General features: G+C 62.6%; 16 protein-coding genes. 2 read left to right on the top strand and 14 right to left on the bottom strand.

Going from position 1 to position 18,774, the window contains the following annotated elements; genetic code table 11:
* Positions 1 to 24: 24 nt before the first annotated feature.
* From J3P94_RS11635 to J3P94_RS11585, 11 genes are all read right to left on the bottom strand, one after another.
* Positions 25 to 1,578, bottom strand: a complete 1,554-nt coding sequence (locus J3P94_RS11635; protein WP_434573500.1) for a sugar ABC transporter ATP-binding protein — start codon at positions 1,576 to 1,578, stop codon at positions 25 to 27.
* A gap of 74 nt (positions 1,579 to 1,652) precedes the next feature.
* Positions 1,653 to 2,576 carry a sugar ABC transporter substrate-binding protein gene (locus tag J3P94_RS11630; RefSeq protein WP_434573498.1) on the bottom strand — a complete coding sequence of 308 codons (924 nt, stop codon included), beginning with the start codon at positions 2,574 to 2,576 and terminating at the stop codon, positions 1,653 to 1,655.
* Between the two features lie 53 nt (positions 2,577 to 2,629).
* The gene (locus tag J3P94_RS11625; RefSeq protein WP_434573496.1) at positions 2,630 to 2,830 is read right to left on the bottom strand and encodes a hypothetical protein; all 201 of its coding nucleotides are present in this window, start codon (positions 2,828 to 2,830) and stop codon (positions 2,630 to 2,632) included.
* A gap of 94 nt (positions 2,831 to 2,924) precedes the next feature.
* Positions 2,925 to 3,977, bottom strand: a complete 1,053-nt coding sequence (locus J3P94_RS11620) for a Gfo/Idh/MocA family protein (RefSeq protein WP_434573494.1) — start codon at positions 3,975 to 3,977, stop codon at positions 2,925 to 2,927.
* A 397-nt stretch (positions 3,978 to 4,374) separates the two neighbouring features.
* On the bottom strand, positions 4,375 to 5,385 hold the full coding sequence (locus tag J3P94_RS11615; protein WP_434573492.1) for a Gfo/Idh/MocA family protein: 1,011 nt from the start codon (positions 5,383 to 5,385) through the stop codon (positions 4,375 to 4,377).
* Between the two features lie 29 nt (positions 5,386 to 5,414).
* Entirely contained in the window at positions 5,415 to 7,346 is a 1,932-nt protein-coding gene (iolD, locus tag J3P94_RS11610) for a 3D-(3,5/4)-trihydroxycyclohexane-1,2-dione acylhydrolase (decyclizing) (RefSeq protein WP_434573490.1), read from the bottom strand.
* A gap of 149 nt (positions 7,347 to 7,495) precedes the next feature.
* Positions 7,496 to 8,317 (bottom strand): TIM barrel protein, encoded by an 822-nt coding sequence (locus J3P94_RS11605; RefSeq protein ID WP_434573488.1) that lies wholly within the window; start codon positions 8,315 to 8,317, stop codon positions 7,496 to 7,498.
* A gap of 33 nt (positions 8,318 to 8,350) precedes the next feature.
* On the bottom strand, positions 8,351 to 9,856 hold the full coding sequence (locus J3P94_RS11600) for a CoA-acylating methylmalonate-semialdehyde dehydrogenase (RefSeq protein WP_434573486.1): 1,506 nt from the start codon (positions 9,854 to 9,856) through the stop codon (positions 8,351 to 8,353).
* A gap of 30 nt (positions 9,857 to 9,886) precedes the next feature.
* Positions 9,887 to 10,696: a 5-deoxy-glucuronate isomerase gene (iolB, locus tag J3P94_RS11595; protein ID WP_434573484.1), complete on the bottom strand. Its 810-nt coding sequence runs from the start codon at positions 10,694 to 10,696 to the stop codon at positions 9,887 to 9,889.
* A complete protein-coding gene (gene iolE / locus J3P94_RS11590) occupies positions 10,693 to 11,586 on the bottom strand; it encodes a myo-inosose-2 dehydratase (RefSeq protein WP_434573482.1) in 894 nt (297 codons plus the stop codon). Before iolE ends, iolB begins: the two co-directional genes overlap by 4 nt.
* 161 nt (positions 11,587 to 11,747) lie before the next feature.
* Complete coding sequence (locus J3P94_RS11585; protein ID WP_434573480.1) at positions 11,748 to 13,685, bottom strand: bifunctional 5-dehydro-2-deoxygluconokinase/5-dehydro-2-deoxyphosphogluconate aldolase; 1,938 nt, start codon at positions 13,683 to 13,685, stop codon at positions 11,748 to 11,750.
* A 312-nt stretch (positions 13,686 to 13,997) separates the two neighbouring features.
* On the opposite strand from J3P94_RS11585, the gene J3P94_RS11580 reads away from it, so the two are divergent.
* Positions 13,998 to 14,921, top strand: a complete 924-nt coding sequence (locus J3P94_RS11580) for a MurR/RpiR family transcriptional regulator (protein WP_434573478.1) — start codon at positions 13,998 to 14,000, stop codon at positions 14,919 to 14,921.
* A 34-nt stretch (positions 14,922 to 14,955) separates the two neighbouring features.
* Positions 14,956 to 15,567, top strand: a complete 612-nt coding sequence (locus tag J3P94_RS11575) for a glutathione S-transferase N-terminal domain-containing protein (RefSeq protein WP_434573476.1) — start codon at positions 14,956 to 14,958, stop codon at positions 15,565 to 15,567.
* A gap of 160 nt (positions 15,568 to 15,727) precedes the next feature.
* Here the strand turns inward: J3P94_RS11575 and hcnC are convergent, their stop codons facing one another.
* Genes hcnC through J3P94_RS11560 form a run of 3 tightly spaced genes read right to left on the bottom strand, consistent with a single transcriptional unit; the run spans position 15,728 to position 18,649 of the window.
* On the bottom strand, positions 15,728 to 16,987 hold the full coding sequence (gene hcnC / locus J3P94_RS11570; RefSeq protein ID WP_434573475.1) for a cyanide-forming glycine dehydrogenase subunit HcnC: 1,260 nt from the start codon (positions 16,985 to 16,987) through the stop codon (positions 15,728 to 15,730).
* Complete coding sequence (hcnB, locus tag J3P94_RS11565; protein WP_434573473.1) at positions 16,971 to 18,389, bottom strand: cyanide-forming glycine dehydrogenase subunit HcnB; 1,419 nt, start codon at positions 18,387 to 18,389, stop codon at positions 16,971 to 16,973. Before hcnB ends, hcnC begins: the two co-directional genes overlap by 17 nt.
* On the bottom strand, positions 18,386 to 18,649 hold the full coding sequence (locus J3P94_RS11560) for a (2Fe-2S)-binding protein (RefSeq protein ID WP_434574155.1): 264 nt from the start codon (positions 18,647 to 18,649) through the stop codon (positions 18,386 to 18,388). Before J3P94_RS11560 ends, hcnB begins: the two co-directional genes overlap by 4 nt.
* Positions 18,650 to 18,774 lie beyond the last annotated feature (125 nt).

Below are 18,774 nucleotides of genomic sequence, written 5' to 3'. Positions count from 1 at the left end.
TTCGTTATCTGGGCGGACGGGCAATCAGGACAGGCCCGACGCCAGTTGCATGACTCGTTCCTGGGTCGCTTCGCTACGGTCGAGAGTGCCCATCAGGTCACCTTCGTGCATCACCATGACCCGGTCGCTCATGCCGAGCACCTCGGGCAGTTCCGAGGAAATCATGATGACCGCCATGCCTTCGCTGGCGAGGTAGGAAATGAGTCGGTAGATTTCCGCCTTGGCGCCAACATCGATGCCGCGGGTCGGCTCGTCGAGGATCAGGATGCGCGGGTTGGTCATCAGCCAGCGGGCCAGCAACGCTTTCTGCTGGTTGCCGCCGGACAAGGTGTCGATGCACTGCTCGAGGGACGGCGTCTTGACCCGCAATTTCTTGCACATTTCTTCGCACAGCGCGCGCAGGGCTTTTTGCTGGATGAAGCCGTTGCCGACGTAATGGGGCAACACCGCTATCTCCATGTTTTCCAGCACCGACAGGCAGGGAAACAGGCCGCTGAGCTTGCGGTCTTCGGTCAACAGGGCGAAGCCCTTCTCGATCGCCATGTGCGGATCGGTGATGCGCACCGGCTCGCCGTCCAGCTGGATCTCGCCGCCGGTGGCCGGGGTCACGCCAAAGATGGCCTCGGCGACATTGGTCCGGCCCGAGCCCATCAACCCGGCGATGCCGAGGATTTCGCCAGCATGCAGGTCGAACGACACGCCTTTGAAGATACCGTCCAGGCTCAGGTCGCGTACCGACAGCACCTTATCGCCGATGGGCTTGTCCCGCTCGGGAAACAACTGGCTCAACTCGCGCCCGACCATCATCGAAATCAGGCTGTCGCCGTCCATGCTGTCGGCCCGTTGCAGACCGATGTAGGCACCGTCACGGAACACCGCCACCTCATCGGCGATGGCGAACACTTCATTCATCTTGTGGGTGATATAGATGATGCCCTTACCCTGGGCCTTGAGGTCGGCGATGATCGAAAACAGATGCGCGACTTCCGTCTCGGTGATGGCCGAGGTCGGTTCGTCCATGATCAGGATGTCCGAGTCATACGAAACGGCCTTGGCGATCTCCACCATCTGCCGCTCGGCGATGCTCAGGTTGCCCACCTGCTCCTCGGGGTCGAGCTTGATTCGCAGGCGCTCCAGCAAGCGCGCGGTGCACCGGTGCATCTCACCGTGGTCGATCATGTGCAGGCCGTTGAGCTGCTCACGGCCGATCCAGATGTTCTCGGCGATGCTCATGTGCGGCATCAGGTTCAATTCCTGGTGGATCATCGCGATCCCGGCCTGCAAGGCTGCCAGCGGGGTGTCGAAAGTGATCGGCTTGCCGCGCAGGCGCAGCTCACCGGCATCCGGCTGGTAGATGCCGGCGATGATTTTCATCAGCGTGGATTTGCCTGCGCCGTTTTCGCCCATCAAGGCCAGCACCGAGCCGGGGCGCACCCGCAGTTGCACGTCGGACAGGGCCACCACGCCGGGAAAACCCTTGCTGACGTTGACGACTTCCAACAGGTACGGTTCGTCAGGTAATGCGCCCGGCTGGAAAGTCGCCGCCGGGGCGCTCGTAGCAGTCGCTGATGCGAACATGGTCAGGTACTCCCCTCGGCAAGATCGGCGCGGCGACCTTGCCTGTTTATTGTTGTGATGGAACGGGTGGGACGTCACTTGAACTGATCGACGTTCTCCGGCGTGATCAGGCGATAGGGCACCACGACGGATTGCATCTTCTCGCCCTTGGCCATTTTCACCGCCGTGTCGATGGAGCCATCGGCCTGGCCCTTGGCGTCCTGGAACACCGAGACCGCCATCTCGCCTTTCTTGATGGCGTTCAAGCCATCCGGCGTGCCATCGACCCCGGCAATCAGGACGCTGCCCTTCTCTTTGCCAGCGCCCTTGAGCGCCATGGCGGCGCCGATGGCCATCTCGTCATTGTTGGACACCACGGCCTGGAAGTCGCGGCCCTGGGTCAGCCAATCGTTGACCAGGGTCATACCCTTATCCCGCGACCAGGTGCCGGTCTGTTCCTGTTCGATCTTGATGCCCGGGTACTTGGCCAGCACTTCCTTGACGCCCTTGGTGCGGTTAGTGGTGGAATTGTTGGCCAGGTCGCCCAGCAAGATCACGATGTCGCCCTTGCCGCCCATCTTGTCGGCCAGGTATTGCATCTGCATGCGCCCGGCTTCCAGGTCATCGGAGGCCACGGTGACCACCCCTTCCGGTAATTTCAGATCGTCCGGGCGGCGGTTGACATACACCAGCGGGATGCCGGCGGCGACCGCGGCCTTGGTGATGCGCTGGGTCGCGGCGGTGTCCACGGGGTTGACGATGAGCGCATCGACCTTCTGGCTGATGAAGCTTTCCACCTGGCTGAGCTGCTTGACCACGTCACTGCGGGCATCTTCGAATTGCAGCGTGACGCCGTCCGGCAGGGACTTGGCTTTCTTGTCCATGGATTCGCGCAGGTAGGTCAACCAGGTGTCATCGAACTGGGACATGCTGACGCCGATCTTCAGGTCCGCCAGGGCAACGCCGCTGGCGAACATCAACGACAGGGCCAGCGAGGCAATACGGGTCTTGGTCTTCATGAACGGTCTTTCTCCACATTTTTGTTGGTCTTATGGATAAGGCGTGACGGACTTCAGGAACGCGGCAAACGAACAATCGGTGCGCCGGGCATGCAGCACACCACGGCACCCTTGCGCTGGATGCACAGGGATTCGAAAAAAGGAAGGATTGCGGACAGACGCAAGGGCAGTGGCAGGTGAAACGCAGAGCGGTTGAAGGTTTTCATCGACGGTACCTGGCTGTGTTTCTTGTTTTTGTTTAGTTCGTCGTTCATTCAAGCCGAGCCTGGATAAACGCGAACAGGGTTGTCGGTCACCTGGAATCGACTTTATTGGAAAATATTTTCCATATCAACTTATTTTAGAATTTTATTCGTTTTTTGTTCCATGTCCTACGGGCGTGGATAAACACACCACCACGCCTTGCTCAGCACTTTGCCTGGCAGCGTCCAGAACGCGCGTCGTGGCCAAGGCATCGCGGGCCGCCACCGGCAATGGGCCGTTGCCCTGCAACGCGGCTTGGAGGCGCTGGTAGAATTCCAGCCAGCATCCCCGCTCCGAGGCGACCCGCTCGCGCTCTGCGCCGTGTTCGAACCAGCCCCAGCGGCGGTGCTCCTCTGCGCCCCAGCGTTCGCCTTCGGTAGCCGGGCTCAACCCCGCCAATGCCAAGGCTTCCTGCCCGTCGAGGCCTTCGACGGTATAGCAGCCTTCGCTGCCGCTGACCCGGAAACGTGGGCGTGGAGCGTTTTGCACGCAATTGCCGCTCAAGTGGGAAATGACGCCACCGACATGGGTCAGTGACATGAAGAAACCGTTATCGAACGCCTGGCCCGGCTGTCGATAATCGAGCTCGGCGTAAACCCGCATCACCGGACCAAACAATTGCAGCGCCTGGTCCACCAGATGGCTGCCCAGATCCAGCAGGAATCCGCCGCCGCTGCCCTTGCCCACCGAGGACGGTGAGTAACGTTCGACGCTGGATTCAAAGCGAATCACCTGCCCCAGTGCGCCGGATCCGAGCAACTTGCGCACGGTCAGGAAATCCGAATCCCAGCGCCGGTTCTGGTAGACGCTCAACGGCACGTTGCGGCGTTCGGCGGTCAGCACCATCGCTTCGGCCTGTGCGGCGTCCAGGGCAAAAGGCTTATCGCTGACCACCGCCACGCCGAGTTCGATCGCCTGCATCACGATGGCCGGGCGACCGTCCAAAGGGATAGACACGACCACCGCCTCGACACCCGCCGCCACCAACTGTTCGAGAGTGTCGAACGCCTGGACCTTCGGGTAATCGCTGGCCAGCTGCTGGCGCCGCTCGGCGGAGCGGGTCACCACGCCGATGAAGGTAGCCCCCGGCAGGCTGCTGATCAGCGGCGCATGGAAAAAACGACCGCCCTTGCCGTAGCCTACTAATCCGATTCGCATGAAAGCCCCTTATGTAGATGCAACTCCTGTGGGAGCGAGCCTGCTCGCGAAAGCGTCAGGCCCGCCAGCATCAATATCGCCTGACCCACCGCCATCGCGAGCAAGCTCGCTCCCACAAATTTGACCGAGTACTCTTGGGATAACACAGTCGACCGTGGGAGCGAGCCTGCTCGCGAAAGCGTCAGGCCCGCCAGCATCAATATCGCCTGACCCACCGCCATCGCGAGCAAGCTCGCTCCCACAAATTTGACCGAGTACTCCTGGGATAACACAGTCGACCGTGGGAGCGAGCTTGCTCGCGATAGCGTCGGATCAAGCTGGATTGTGTGACCTGACACACCGCCTTCGCGAGCAGGCTCGCTCCCACAGTTTGATTGCATGCCCAAAGGGCATGTGCTCAGCCGTAGAACCGAGGCCGCTCGGGCAGCTCGACCTTGACGATCTGCCCGCTCTGCTGCGCTTCGATACACGCGTCCGCCGCCACCGCCGCGGCAAAGCCATCCCAGGCCGAGGGGCCGCCCACCTGGCCGGCGCGCACGCCGTCGATGAAGGCCTGCAGTTCGACGTCGTAAGCGCCGATGAACCGGTCTTTCCAGTCCATCAGGATCGCATTGGAAAGCTTGGCGCCGCTGCGCAGTTGCACCTGGGACGGTTCTGGCAGCCTGGCGATGCCGGTCTCCCCCACCACTTCGCACTGGATGTCGTAGCCGTACTGGCAATTGACGAACACTTCAACGTCGATGCGCGTCCCCTTGGCGGTTTCCAGCAGGACGATCTGTGGATCGCGCAAGTGCACCAGGGCCTTGCTGGTCTTGCGTGGAAACACCACCTGCACCGAGACGTAGTCGTCGGCGAGCAACCAGCGCAACACGTCCAACTCGTGAATCAAGGTGTCGGTGATGGCCATGTCGGTCTTGTAGTTTTCGCCCACGCTGGGGTTGCGGTGGGCACAGTGCAGCATCAACGGCTCGCCGATCTGTCCGCTGTCGATCACCGACTTGAGCGCCCGATAACCTTCATCGTAGGGGCGCATGAACCCGACCTGTACCAGGCGCTTGCCGTGGGCCACTTCGGCTTCGACGATCCGGCGGCAACCTTCGGCGGTAACGGCCAACGGCTTCTCACAGAACACCGGCTTGCCGGCCGCGATGGCCGCCAGCACGAATTCTTCATGACTCGGGCCCCAGGACGTGACGAGGATCGCCTCGACGTCCGGCGCCTTGATCAGCGCATGGCCGTCGGGATAGACCTCGGCGGTGAGTTTCAGGTCGGCCACCACTTTCGCCGCCTGCACCAGGTTGATGTCGGTCACCGCGACGACCTGGCTGTTGAGCAACGTCTGGCTGCAACGACGGATATGGTCCTGGCCGATGGCCCCGGTGCCGATGACGCCCAGCTTCAAAGACATGTGGAACTCCTTTCGTAGGGTTGGGGCAATCAGTATTGACGGGCCTTGGCCAGTCGTTCGTTGAGGGTCTTGGCGACGGCATCGGTACGCGCGCTGGTAGAGACTTGCGCCACGCCGACCCGCCACCACGACAGGTACTTGTGGATCATGGTCTTGGGCAGGACCTTGATGTCGATCAGCGTCGAGACCGTCTGGAGTCGGGCGTCGGCCAGCGCGGCGTGCAGCTCCTCCAGTGTCTTGACCTTGTAGGTCTTGCAACCGTAGGCCGCCGCGCTCATGGCGAAATCCACCGGCACGAAGGCGCCGTCGAGCTTGCCCGTCTCGGGGTTGCGGAAGCGGAACTCGGTGCCGAAGCTGTCCATGCCGTGTTCCATCTGCAGGTTGTTGATGCATCCGAACGTCATGTTGTCCAGTAGCACCACATTGATCTTGCGGCGCTCCTGGATCGAGGTGGCGAGTTCGGAGTGCAGCATCATGTAGGAGCCATCGCCCACCAGCGCGTAGACCTCCTTGTCCGGCTCGGCGAGCTTCACGCCCAGGGCGGCATTGACCTCGTAGCCCATGCACGAATAGCCATATTCGACGTGGTAGGTGTTCACGCCCTTGCTGCGCCAGCTGCGCTGCAAATCACCCGGCAGGCTGCCGGCGGCGGCGACGATGACGGCATCATCGGCCAGGGTTTCGTTGAGGGTGCCGAGCACGCGGCTCTGGGTCAGGCAGGATCCGGTGAGCTCGATGAACTCGCGAAACACCGCCGGGTCCATGTGGTCGTTGATTTCCGGGACGAAATCCTTGGCCTGGTAATCCGCCTGGTAGACCCGGTCCACTTCGGCGTCGAGTTGGGCCTTGGCATCGGCGATCTGCCCGCCCCATTCGGCACGATAATACCCCATCGCGGCGGACAAAGCCTCAAGCCCGGAACGCGCATCGGCGAGCAATTGCACACCGTCGAGCTTCAAGGCATCGCATGGACTGATGTTGAGGTTGAGAAACTGCACCTCGGGATGCTGGAACAGCCATTTCGACGCCGTGGTGAAATCACTGTAGCGGGTGCCAATGCCGATGATCAGGTCCGCTTCCTTGGCCAGCAGGTTCGCCGCCAGGCAACCGGTTTCGCCGACGCCGCCGACGTTCAATGGATGACTGGAGACCACGGCGCTTTTGCCCGCCTGGGTTTCGGCGAAGGGGATGTCGAAACGCTCGGCAAAGGCCTGCAACGCGGCGCTGGCCCCCGAATACCTGACGCCACCACCGCAGATGACCAACGGCCGGCGCTTGCCCTTGAGCAGCGCCAAGGCATCGCCGAGCATCGCCTCGGTGGCCGGGCGACGGTCGATGCGGTGCACGCGTTTCTGCAGGAAATAATCCGGGTAATCGTAGGCTTCGGCCTGCACGTCCTGGGGCAGCGCCAGGGTCACCGCGCCGGTTTCGGCCGGGTCGGTCAGCACCCGCATCGCATGGATCGCGGCGGTCATCAATTGCTCAGGACGGTTGATCCGATCCCAGTATTTACTCACGGCCTTGAAGGCATCGTTGGTGCTGATGCTCAGGTCATGGAACTGCTCGATCTGCTGCAGCACCGGGTCGGGTTGGCGGCTGGCGTAGACATCGCCGGGCAATAGCAACAACGGGATGCGGTTGGCTGTCGCGGTCGCGGCGGCGGTCAGCATGTTCGCCGCACCGGGGCCGACCGACGAGCTACAGGCGTAGATCCTGCGCCGCAGATGTTGCTTGGCAAACCCGATGGCGGCATGGGCCATGCCCTGCTCGTTGCGGCCCTGATGGACCACCAGGTCGCCGCTGTCCTGCTCCAGCGCCTGGCCCAGGCCCAGCACGTTGCCGTGGCCGAAAATGGTAAAGACCCCGGCGACGAACTTGCTCTGGACGCCATCGACCTCGATGTACTGGTTATCGAGGAATTTCACCAGGGCCTGGGCCATGGTCAGTCGTGTTGTGGTCATGCTTGCACCTTTTCAAACGCAACTCGGTCAAGTGTGGGAGCGAGCTTGCTCGTGATAGCGGTGTATCAGGCAACTGATGTGTTGAATGGGCTACCGTCATCGCGAGCAAGCTCGCTCCCACAGGGGTTCTCCATCGTTTTGAGATCAGGTCAGGCCTGCGAGCCTTGCAGGTGGTTAATACTCGCCCCCAACGCCTGGCGGATGTCGGCCAGCTCATGGACGCTCTCGGCAAATGGCTCGAAGGACAGGTAACCCTCGTAGCCACCGGCCCGTAGCGCCTCGATCTGCTTGGCATTGCCGAGAATGTCAGCCTCGCCCACCAGCACTCGATGACCGTCGCGAATACTCGCCAACGGAGCCTGCGCATCCTCGACGCCGGAGATGTGCACCAGCCCGGTCAGTTCGGGGAAGAACTCCTGCTCGCCGGCCAGATGATGGTGGAAGGTGTCGTGCACCAGGCGGAACACATCCAGCCCGCCAATGCTCTTGATCGCTTCCACCGCCGCGCGTTTGCGCCGCAGCGAGCACTCCTCGAACCCCAGGGGTTCGATAAAACCGTAGATACCGAAGGCCCGCAGGATCGGCGCCAGTTCACTGAGGGCGGTACGCAGCCCCGCCGCACGCTCGGCTTCGCTGCGCGGGTCGGCGCGGTCGTTGAGCGGGCACATCACCAGCCCCTCGGCGCCGCATTCGCGGGCGTAGTCGGCCAGGCGCACGGCCTGGGCGCGGCGCTCCTCGTTCCAGACATCGAAGGGGTACAGGGCGTTGATCGACAGCACCTTGATCCCGCGGGCCTCGCACAACTCACGGACGCGGGCCGGCGGCATGCCGTCTTCGATCTCGACCCCCTCGAGGTCGTTGCGGATCTCGATGGCATCGGTTTTCAACGCCAGGGCCAAGTCGATGAACGCGGGCAGTGACAGGCGTGGGGCAACCATTCGGTTCAAGGCAAAACGCAGGGGCTTGTTCATTGTTGTTCTCCCTCCGGCATTCATGGAAATGGGTTATTGAGCAGTGGGCATGCTGAATTCGGGACCCTTGGCGATGCTGTCCGGCCAGCGCTGCATCACGCTCTTGTAGCGACTGTAGAAGCGCAGGCCTTCCTCGCCGTAAGCGTGGTGGTCGCCGAATAGCGAGCGCTTCCAGCCGCCAAAGGAGTGCCAGGCCATGGGCACCGGAATCGGCACGTTGATACCGACCATGCCGACCTTGATGCTGCGGGCGAATGCCCGGGCGATGCCGCCGTCACGGGTAAAACACGACACGCCGTTGCCGAATTCATGGGCGTTGATCAGCGCGACCGCCGTGGCGAAATCCGGCACACGGACGATCCCCAGCACCGGGCCGAAAATCTCTTGCTGGTAAATGCTCATCTCGGCAGTGACCTGATCGAACAGCGTCGCCCCGACAAAGAACCCCTGCTCCGCCCCCGGCACTTTGAAACCACGGCCATCGACGATCAAGCGAGCGCCCTCGGCCACGCCGGCATCGATGAACCCTTCGACCTTGGCCTTGTGCTCGGCGGTGACCAGCGGCCCCATGTCAGTTCCGGGCTGTTGGCCGTCGCCGACCTGCAACTGGTCGATGCGCGGCAACAATCGCGCGATCAGCTCATCGCCGACGTCACCCACCGCCACGGCGATGGAGATCGCCATGCAGCGCTCGCCGGCCGAGCCGTAGGCTGCGCCGATCAGCGCATCCGCCGCCTGGTCGAGGTCCGCGTCGGGCATGACGATCATGTGGTTTTTCGCCCCGCCCAGGGCCTGCACGCGCTTGCCGTTCGCGGTGCCCTGCTGGTGGATGTATTCGGCGATGGGCGTAGAGCCGACAAAGGAGATCGCCTCGATGTCCGGGTGTTGCAACAGCGCATCCACCGCCACTTTGTCACCTTGGACCACGTTGAACACGCCGTCCGGCAGGCCGGCTTCCGTCAACAAGCGGGCCATCAGCAAACTGGCGGACGGGTCGCGCTCCGAAGGTTTGAGGATGAAGCAGTTACCGGCGACCAGCGCCAGGGGAATCATCCACAGCGGCACCATCACCGGGAAATTGAACGGCGTGACTCCGGCGCAAACGCCCAGGGGCTGGCGCAGGTTCCAGTTGTCGATGCCGCCGCCGATGTTATCGCTGAAGTCGGTCTTGAGCAGGCTCGGCGCACCGCAGGCGTACTCGACGATCTCGATGCCGCGGGTGACTTCGCCGTGGGCGTCGGAGAGTACCTTGCCGTGTTCACGGCTGATGATCTGCGCCAGTTCGTCGTGGTGACGATCGAGCAGCTCCTTGAACTTGAACATTACCCGGGAACGGCGCAACGACGACTGCTCGGACCAGGCCGGGAACGCCGCCAGCGCCGAGGCCACCGCCGCGTCAACGGTGCTCGGTTCGGCCAGGGCCACCCGGGCTTGCACCGCACCGGTGGCCGGATTGAAGACGTTGCTGGACCGCGGGCTGTTGTCGCTGTCCTGCACCTGACCGTTGATGTAATGGCCTACTACCGGGGCGTCGCTCATCGTGCTTGTTCTCCCTGCGTATGTGTGGGGTCAGAGATCCAGCAGCCAGCTGTGCTGCGGATCGTTGTGGAATTGCCAGACCCGCTTCGGGCCGGCCATGACATTCAGGTAATACGACTCGTACCCGTAGGGCACGCTGACCGGGTGGTAACCCTTGGGCACCACGACCAGATCGCTATCTTCCACGGCCATGGCCTGGTCGATGCTGCGGTCGTCGGTGTAGACCCGCTGGAACACGAAGCCTTGGGACGGGTTGACCTGGTGGTAATAGGTCTCTTCGAGGAAACTCTGGTGCGGCAGGTCGTCGGTGTCGTGCTTGTGCGGCGGATAGCTGGACGAATGCCCCGACGGCGTACGCACTTCCACCACCAGCAGCGAGTGGGCCGGTTCGCTGTCCGGCAGGATGTCGCAGACGTAGCGGGTATTGGCGCCTTTGCCACGCACGCTGCGCTTCATGCTGTCCGGGCGGATCAGCCGTGGGACATAGCTGTTTTGCGCCGAACCCGGTGCGGCGCACACGGCAATCTGCACATCGCTCAGGGCGCTGACCAGGGCCTGGCTGCCGGGCGGCAGGTAAGCGGCATAAGGTGATTTGTCCTCGAACACCGACTGGCGATCACCGAGGTTGTCCCAATCGAAGGCGCCCTGCCCCGGCGCTTCGCCCTTGAGGCTGATGCGACCACTGAGCAGCACCAGGCACAGTTCCTTGTCGCCGGCGGCCACCGGCAGGGTTTCACCCAGGCTCAGGCGATAGGCGGCAAAGCCGACGTATTGCAGCTCACCCGCCGGCAACTGGACCATGGTTCGACCGCTGGGTTGGCTCTTGATCAACAGGCTCATGCCGGGCTCCTTTCCTGCAACAAGGCGCGCAAGGTGTCGTAGCCCTTCTTGGCGTAGGCATAACTCGGCGCTACGGCCGGGTCCTGCTCGGCTTCCACCACCAGCCAGCCTTGGTAGTCGGCAGCCAGCAGCACATCGAGCAACGCGGCGAAGTCGATATCTCCATCTCCAGGCACGGTGAACGTGCCGTTGATGATGCAGTCGGGAAAGCTCCAGAGGTTGTTGCGCGCCAACTGCACCACCGGTTTGCGCACGTCCTTGAAGTGCACGTGGCAGATGCGCTCGATGTGTTTGCGCAGCACCTGCAGCGGTTCGCCGCCGCCCATGTAGCAATGGCCCGAATCGAACAACAGGCCGACCTCGCTGCCGGTCAGCGCCATCAGCTTGTCGATGTCCGAAGGCGATTCAACGTAGGCGCCCATGTGGTGGTGATAGGCCAGGCGCACGCCTTGGGACAAGGTGAAGCGGGCCAGCTCGGTGAGCTTGTCGGCATAGGCCTGCCAGGCCTCGTCAGTGTGAAAGCGTGGCCGCTCGATCAACGGAATGCGCTGGCCCTGGATCGAATCGGCAACTTCGCCATAGACCAGCACCGTTGCGCCGTTCTGCGCCAGCAGCTCGACATGGCTGGCGATGGCGTCGATCTCCTCGGCCGCCGAACGACGCGCCAAGCGACTGGAATACCAGCCGGAGACCAGCGCCAGGTCGTAAGGTCGCAACACGTCGCCGACGCCCTTGGCGTCCTTGGGAAACTTGCCATTGAGCTCGAAACCTTCATAGCCGATTTCCTTGCCTTCGCTCAGCGCCGTACTCAACGGCGTCTCGCCGCCCAACGATGGCAAGTCGTCGTTGCTCCAGGAAATCGGGTTGATGCCAATTCGAATAGCGGGCATGGCTGCACCTTTTGTTGTTTTACATAACCAGGGCGGCGAACCCCTGTGGGAGCGAGCCTGCTCGCGAAAGCGGAGGGTCAGTCACATCAATGCTGCAGACCCGACGCCTTCGCGAGCAGGCTCGCTCCCACAGGCTCAGTGTTCACAATCTTTGACTTCCTTTAACTTCGCGCGGCGCGCCAGGCCTCGATCAATTCCACAAACCGGTCCTGCACATCCCGGATCAGCGTTTCATCATCGATCTCCCCGGCCAGCCAGGCGCGGCTCGGTTCCTGGAAGATCGTCCGGCCCACGGCAAACCCTCTGCAAGTGCTGCTCTGGCTGGCCTGGCGAAAGCCTTCGGCCAACGCGGCGGCAGGGGCATTGAGGCCCAGCAGCACCACGCCACGGCAATACGGGTCGCGCTGTTGAATCAGCTCGTCGAGCTGCTGCCACTCCTTCGCGCCCTGGGCTTCGATCTTCCACCACGCCGGGAAGATACCCAGGTTGTAGAGGCGCTTGAGGGCACGATAGAGCACGTCCGGGTGCGGTGATGGATGATCCTTGGGCGGTATGACTTCCAGCAACAACTCATGGCCGCTGGCCTGGGAGGCCTTGTACAACCCCATCAATTGCGCCTCTTGCTCCAGGCGCAGCAGCGGTTCGTCGTCAGGATGAAATTGCACCAGGCATTTGATGATCTGCTCTTGTGGCCAGGCAATCAGGTTGCTGCCGATGGAACGGCCGTGTTCGAACGCCAGCGGCCGTGAACCTTGCACCTCCACCGGCCGCGCCACCCACCAGCCGCGCCCGGTGGCAGCGTTCAGCGAATCCTGGCCGAAACGCTGGTCGGCCAGCAGACCGACGTCGGCCTCGATGCCCTGGTGCCGCAGGACGGCTTCGACCCGCGCCACGGCCTGGATGAATAATTGCTTGAGCTCGCCAATGCTGCTCAACTCGCGACCGCCCTTCTGGGCCAGCTCCACCAATTGTCCGCGATGGTCGAAGGCAAAGATGAACAACTGTTTCCAGGCCTTGCGGGGCACGCTGACCTGGTGCAGCCGTTGCAGCACGGCATCCTGATCGGGCCGGGTGATCGGCACCGGGCTTTGAAATAGATAGTCGAGCTCGGCCCGGGTCGGCATCGCCGGGGCGCAGGCATGGCGCGACACCACCAGGCCGCCGCAGGCATTGGCCAACTGGCAGCAGCGTTCATCACTGGCATCTTCCAGCCAGCCGGCAAGAAAGCCCGACATGAACGCATCACCGGCGCCCAGTACGTTCAAGACTTCGACTCGAACACCCGGGTAAATCGCACCGTCTTCGAGCCGGGCCGGGATGGCGCCATGGATCACCGTGCAGCCCTGGGGGCCGAGCTTGACCACCAGGGTCGCCGCCGTCAGCGAGCGTACGGTGCGCAGCGCGGTCAGCAGGTCTTCGCTACCGCCGGCAATGAGGAATTCTTCTTCGGTGCCAACGATCAGGTCGAAACGCGGCAGGATGCCTTGCACATGCTGGCTGACCTTCTGGTCGGCCACGAACCGGGTCTCTCCGTCAGCCTTGGCCGCCAGGCCCCAGAGCACCGGCCGATAGTCGATGTCGAGGACGCGCTTGACCTGGTGCTTTTGCGCGTAGTCCAGGGCCTGGATACTGGCCTGGTAGACGCCATCGGTGGAGAAATGCGTGCCGGTGATCAGCAGGGCCTTGCTGGCGGCAATGAAGGTTTCGTCGATGTCTTCGGCGCGCAGCGCCATGTCGGCGCAATTTTCCCGGTAGAACACCAGGGGAAAGGTTTCCCGGTCCTTGATACCCAGCAGGACCATGGCCGTCAGGCGTTCGGGATCGACCTTGATGCCACTGACATCGCAGCCTTCGCGAGCCAGGGACTCCACCAGGAAGCGCCCCATGTGGTCGTCCCCGACCCGGCTCAGCATCGCCGACCGGAGCCCCAGGCGTGCCGTGCCGAAGGCGATGTTGGCAGAGGAACCGCCCAGGTACTTGGCGAAGCTCGAAACATCTTCCAGGCGCGCGCCGACTTGTTGCGCATAGAGGTCGACGCCCAGGCGCCCCAGGCAGATCACATCCAATTGACGCCCACTGGCAAAACGAGTCTGGCCCATGCTGGCTCCTGTTATTTTTATCAGCCTGCGTTTGTCGCCGACACCGGCGCCAACGCTGTTGGTGAATGCAGACTAAAACGAGCCGAGGGCAATAATCAATAATTATTCTATAAATTTTTTACGTGGAATATTTTTTCCAATACGCTACAACCCAGGCGAACCAGACACAGTGCATCGTTTCAGCACTGCTGCAACATTTGTTCGCCCATGATTTTCCCCGCGCCTACGCTGTAGACTGCGACCAGCCAACCTATTGTCGAGGGCCGGCCTTTTTCCGGGCCGCCCTATAAGAACAAGCCAGAAGGATTTTCTATGACCCGCCCCGATGATCTGCCGGCGCCGACCGAGAGCGCGTCCGAACCCGCCCTCCCGAGCCCGCCGATCAATGCCGAGCGCCTGTTGCAACTGATCACCGATGAATACGAAAGCCTGCCGCGCCAGCTCAAACGCATCGCCAGCTACATGAGCCAGCAGAGCGACCGGATCATGGTCGATCGCATCAGCGACATCGCTCGGGAATGCGAAGTGCACCCTTCGGCCATCGTGCGGTTTTCCCAGCGCTTCGGCTTCAGCGGGTTCAGCGAAATGCAGGCGCTGTTTCGCGAGGCGTATACCCACAAGACCACGCCGGTGCAGAACTACCAGCAGCGCATCCGCAGCATGATCGCCAACAAGTCGCAGAAGGCCAGCGCCGGCGATCTCGCTCGAGAATGCGTCAACGCCACCCTGTCGGGCATCGAGCGCCTGGGGTTGGAACTCGACGACGAGGCGTTCGAAAAAGCCGTCGACCTGGTGGTCAACGCCGACAACATCTACGTCGTTGGTGTGCGGCGCTCGTTCGCGGTGGCCGATTACCTGGTCTATAACCTTCAGCACACCAACAAGCGTATTCACCTCGTGTCGGGCCTGGGCGGCAGTTATCGCGAGCAGATGCGCAGCGTCCGGGCCAATGATCTGGTGATCGCCATCAGCTTTACCCCGTACGGCAAGGAAACCCAGCACTGCCTGCGCATCGCCCAGCATCACCAGGCCAAGACGCTGATCATCACCGACAGCAACCTGTCGCCCCTGGCCAAGCGGGCGAATGCGGTGCTGCTGGTGAACGAAGGCAGCTCGTTCGCCTTTCGCTCGTTGAGCGCCACCCTGTGCCTGTGCCAGGCGCTGTTCATCGCCGTGGCCTACCGGCTTGAACTCAAGGTTGATGAAATCCACGAACAGGTCGGATTCGAAGATTGAGCCCGGCCTGAAACATACCGCTGAAGGAGAAGCCATGAAGCTGATCGGCATGCTGGACTCGCCCTATGTACGACGCGTCGCCATTACCGCCAAGCGCCTGGGCATCGCCCTGGAACACCAATCGGTTTCGGTGTTCAGGCATTTCGAGCAATTCCAGCGCATCAACCCGGTGGTCAAGGCCCCGACCCTGGTGCTGGATGACGGCTCGGTGTTGATGGACTCGACCTTGATCATCGATTACCTGGAAACCTTGGCCGGGCCCGGGAAGAGCCTGATGCCGAGCGATCCGGGGCAACGGTTGCAATCGTTGCAACTGATCGGGTTGGCATTGGCGGCGTGCGAAAAATCGGTGCAGATCTATTACGAACGCACTTTGCGCCCAGCACAAATCCAGCATGAGCCGTGGCTCACGCGGGTGTCGGGCCAGTTGCTGGCGGCATATGGCGAGTTGGAAAAGGTATTGGTGAAACAACCATTGCCCACCGATGGCTCGCTCGACCAGGCCGGCATCAGCGTCGCGGTGGCATGGACCTTCACCAACCTGTTGGTGGCCGATCAGGTACAAGGCAAGGCCTTCCCGCAGATCAGCGCGTTTACCGCTTATGCCGAAGGCCTGGAAGCATTTGTCAGTACACCGGTGGAGTAACCTCCCACAAGGGATTGTGGTGAACAAAAAAATCCTGCTCAACCGAAAAACAATGTGGGAGCGAGCCTGCTCGCGAAGGCGCCAGTGCATAGACATTGGCGTCGACTGACACGCCGCTTTCGCGAGCAGGCTCGCTCCCACACTGGGTTCGACCCGGCTCTCAGGCCGGTTGCATTTTCCTCGGTTCTGCAACCGCCGCCACTTCAAACCGGTCCGCCAGGAACGGTGTGATGTCCAGCGGCAACGGCTCGTCGTTCACCAGTTTGTCCAGCAGCACCCCGGTGATGGCCGAGGTCAGGATGCCGGTGCGAAAATGCCCGCAGGCGTTGAGGTAGCCCTCCACGCCGCGCATCGGCCCAAGGATCGGCAACTCATCCGGTGAGCCGGGACGCAGGCCGGCCCAGGTGCGTTTCAGGTTGATGTCGGCCAGTTGCGGGATACACCGCACCGCGCCTTGCACCAATCCCTCGATTTCAGGGTAGGTGGTGGTCACGTCGAACCCTTTGTCTTCCGTGGTGCTGCCGATCAGGATCTCGCCGTTGTCCTTCTGCGCCACATAACAATCGCTGGTGGTCAGGCATCCGCTGAGGATTTTCGGCATGCGCTCGGTCAGCAGGATCTGCCCCTTGACCGGCTTGACCGGAATCCGCACGCCCGTCGCCTGCTCGCTCAAGTCCGCCGCCCAGGCGCCGGCAGCATTGATCAACGTCCGGCAGTTGAAGCTGCCGGCTTCGGCAGTTTTCACCCCTGTCACCCGACTGCCATTACGCAACACGTCAGTCACATCGGTGTTGAAGAACAGATCAACACCATTCTGCCGCGCGCCCTCGGTGTAGGCGTCGGCCAGGCGGAATGGGCTGACCTGGTGGTCGCAGAGAAACTCCAGCGCGCCCAAGGCCTCATGGCTGACACTCGGCTCGGCCTCGCGCAACGCCGCCTGGTCGAGCCAGCGCACCTGATCAGCCAGGTGGGGAATGCAGGCGACAATGTGTTCGGCGTAGGAGCGGTCCTCATCGTCATAGATCACGAACTTGAGCCCGGTCTCTTCAAACTTGAAATCCATGCCGTGACGCTCGATCAGTTCCCTGTGCAATTGCGGATACATCGCATTGGACTGCAAGGCGAAATCGAAAAACGAGTCGGGCAGGATATGCGGCGTGCTGGCATCCACCGCCACGGCGGCGCCTCGGGCCTGGCGCTTGCGGTTGGCCGACATCATGCGGAAAAAAATCACCCCACAGCCCAGCCCCACCGATTCGCCGATGGCCCACAGGCCGCCGGCCGATGCGCGGGTGGCGTTGCCTGGACGCTTGGCATCGATCAGGGCGATCTTCAGGTGCTTGCGCTTGGACAGTTGATAGGCGCAGGACGCCCCGATCACCCCTCCACCGGCAATCACTACGTCATAGTGCCTGATCATGGGATACCGCCTCCGGGTCATCGTTCTGGAACGCAGAGAAAGGAATCGGGTCGATCGGAAAACGTGGCCGTAGCCAGCCCACATCGGTCCGTCCGGTAGCTTCGCGCAGGCGGTCGCTGCAGTAGCCGACACACAGGCGACCTTGGCAATCGCCCATGCTCACCCGGGTGCGCATTTTCAGGCTGGCCATGTCTTGCACGCCCTGTTCAAGGGCGCGGTCGATGTCCGCGCGGGTGGCGTGTTCGCAACGGCAGATCACCGTATCGGCGGCTGGCAGCGCGATTTGCCCGGCGCCGCGCCGGGTGTAGCGATCAACAGCGGCGCGAAAACGAATGATCCGGTCCAATTGGGCCTGATAGCACCTGCGGCGCCCCAGCGCCGTGGCCTCATCCAGGACATTACGCTGCAGCAGGACCGACAACGCCGCGATGCGCCCGCTCAACATGGCCGCTTCACCGCCGCGGATCCCGCCCATGTCGCCCGCCAGGTGGATATGCGCCTCGCTGCTGCGCTGCCAGGCATCGGACACGGCGCGCAGGTAGCCGTCCTCGCTGAAGCCATGGTCAAGCCCCATCTGCTGGCTCAACTGCGTGCGCGGGATAAACCCGTAGCCGACCGCCAGCGTCTCGGCCGACAGCTGTTCGGCCTGTCCGAGGTCCGGCTTCCAGTCGGCGGAGTAAGGCGCAACGGTCACGCTGCTCAGTTCACCCGCGCCCTCGGCGCGCACCACGCCCCAACCATAGCGCACCCGGATGCGGTGCCGCTTGAGGTACGCCAGCATGCCCAGGCCATCGAGAAACAATTGCGGTTTGTTCAATAACGCCAGGCTTTCCTTGGCGATCCTGCCGAAGGCACAGGCTTCGTAGACACCCGCCACGGTGACGCCCGAGGCGTGCAGCTGGCAGGCCACCAAGGGCAGCAACGGGCCGGTGCCGGCAATCACCACCGGGCTCGGCGGCTTGACCACGCCACTCTTGATCTGCAATTGCAGGCCACCGAGCATCATCACCCCCGGCAGTGTCCAGCCGGGGAACGGCACACTGCGTTCATGACAACCGGCTGCCAGGATCAACTGGGAATAGGCCACGTCCCGCAAGCGCTCGTCGCCGTCCAGCAGCATCAGGGCCCGGAACCCCTCGGCACCGATGACCCGACTGCCCAGTCGCACATCAATCAGGCCGGCGTTGCGCTGGAATTCCCCATGGAGCTTTGCCAGGGCCTCACTGTAGCGCGCCCCGAGGTAGTCCAGGCTCACCCCATCGCGCAACGGCCCGCGGTACACCACGCCGCCCACGCGTGGCGCTTCTTCGAGCAGCGTGCAACGCAGACCATTGGCGGCCAGCTCGATGGCCGCCGCCATACCCGCCGGCCCGCCGCCGACAATTACCGGATCGAGGTTCATGGCGCCTCCGTTGCGGCGATGCGATTGACCCGGGTTTCGATCTGCATGCCCGGTCGCACCAGCGTCTGGCAGGCCCGTCGCTTGTGGCGGCCATCGATCCTGACGAGGCAGCATTGGCAAATGCCCATGCCGCAGTAGGCACCGCTGACCTGGCCGTGGTCGTTGCGGGCCACCTGGCGTTGGCCCATGGCCTGGATGACGGTGAGTACGGTCTCACCCTCGGCGGCGTCGACAGCCTGGCCGTCCAGGCGAACGCTCATGTCGGCCCGTTTCAGCGGTTGGATATCGAATTTACGGCGTAGGACATTCTGGGAGTTGATCACGCGACTCATCCTTAAGGTTCAGTAGGTCTCGGCTCCTTGCGCCACTTGCCACCAGCTTCTCG

The organism is Pseudomonas sp. Z3-8, from assembly GCF_051131975.1.
Lineage (GTDB): Bacteria > Pseudomonadota > Gammaproteobacteria > Pseudomonadales > Pseudomonadaceae > Aquipseudomonas.
Note: the sequence above shows the minus strand (reverse complement) of the source record. Positions and strands in the feature narration are given on the sequence as shown.

What these genes read in the sequence shown, in the direction of transcription:
- J3P94_RS11635 (WP_434573500.1), bottom strand. Translation starts at nt 1,578, where the DNA reads ATGTTCGCATCAGCGACTGCTACGAGCGCCCCGGCGGCGACTTTCCAG.
- J3P94_RS11630 (WP_434573498.1), bottom strand. Translation starts at nt 2,576, where the DNA reads ATGAAGACCAAGACCCGTATTGCCTCGCTGGCCCTGTCGTTGATGTTC.
- J3P94_RS11625 (WP_434573496.1), bottom strand. Translation starts at nt 2,830, where the DNA reads ATGAACGACGAACTAAACAAAAACAAGAAACACAGCCAGGTACCGTCG.
- J3P94_RS11620 (WP_434573494.1), bottom strand. Translation starts at nt 3,977, where the DNA reads ATGCGAATCGGATTAGTAGGCTACGGCAAGGGCGGTCGTTTTTTCCAT.
- J3P94_RS11615 (WP_434573492.1), bottom strand. Translation starts at nt 5,385, where the DNA reads ATGTCTTTGAAGCTGGGCGTCATCGGCACCGGGGCCATCGGCCAGGAC.
- iolD (WP_434573490.1), bottom strand. Translation starts at nt 7,346, where the DNA reads ATGACCACAACACGACTGACCATGGCCCAGGCCCTGGTGAAATTCCTC.
- J3P94_RS11605 (WP_434573488.1), bottom strand. Translation starts at nt 8,317, where the DNA reads ATGAACAAGCCCCTGCGTTTTGCCTTGAACCGAATGGTTGCCCCACGC.
- J3P94_RS11600 (WP_434573486.1), bottom strand. Translation starts at nt 9,856, where the DNA reads ATGAGCGACGCCCCGGTAGTAGGCCATTACATCAACGGTCAGGTGCAG.
- iolB (WP_434573484.1), bottom strand. Translation starts at nt 10,696, where the DNA reads ATGAGCCTGTTGATCAAGAGCCAACCCAGCGGTCGAACCATGGTCCAG.
- iolE (WP_434573482.1), bottom strand. Translation starts at nt 11,586, where the DNA reads ATGCCCGCTATTCGAATTGGCATCAACCCGATTTCCTGGAGCAACGAC.
- J3P94_RS11585 (WP_434573480.1), bottom strand. Translation starts at nt 13,685, where the DNA reads ATGGGCCAGACTCGTTTTGCCAGTGGGCGTCAATTGGATGTGATCTGC.
- J3P94_RS11580 (WP_434573478.1), top strand. Translation starts at nt 13,998, where the DNA reads ATGACCCGCCCCGATGATCTGCCGGCGCCGACCGAGAGCGCGTCCGAA.
- J3P94_RS11575 (WP_434573476.1), top strand. Translation starts at nt 14,956, where the DNA reads ATGAAGCTGATCGGCATGCTGGACTCGCCCTATGTACGACGCGTCGCC.
- hcnC (WP_434573475.1), bottom strand. Translation starts at nt 16,987, where the DNA reads ATGATCAGGCACTATGACGTAGTGATTGCCGGTGGAGGGGTGATCGGG.
- hcnB (WP_434573473.1), bottom strand. Translation starts at nt 18,389, where the DNA reads ATGAACCTCGATCCGGTAATTGTCGGCGGCGGGCCGGCGGGTATGGCG.
- J3P94_RS11560 (WP_434574155.1), bottom strand. Translation starts at nt 18,649, where the DNA reads ATGAGCGTTCGCCTGGACGGCCAGGCTGTCGACGCCGCCGAGGGTGAG.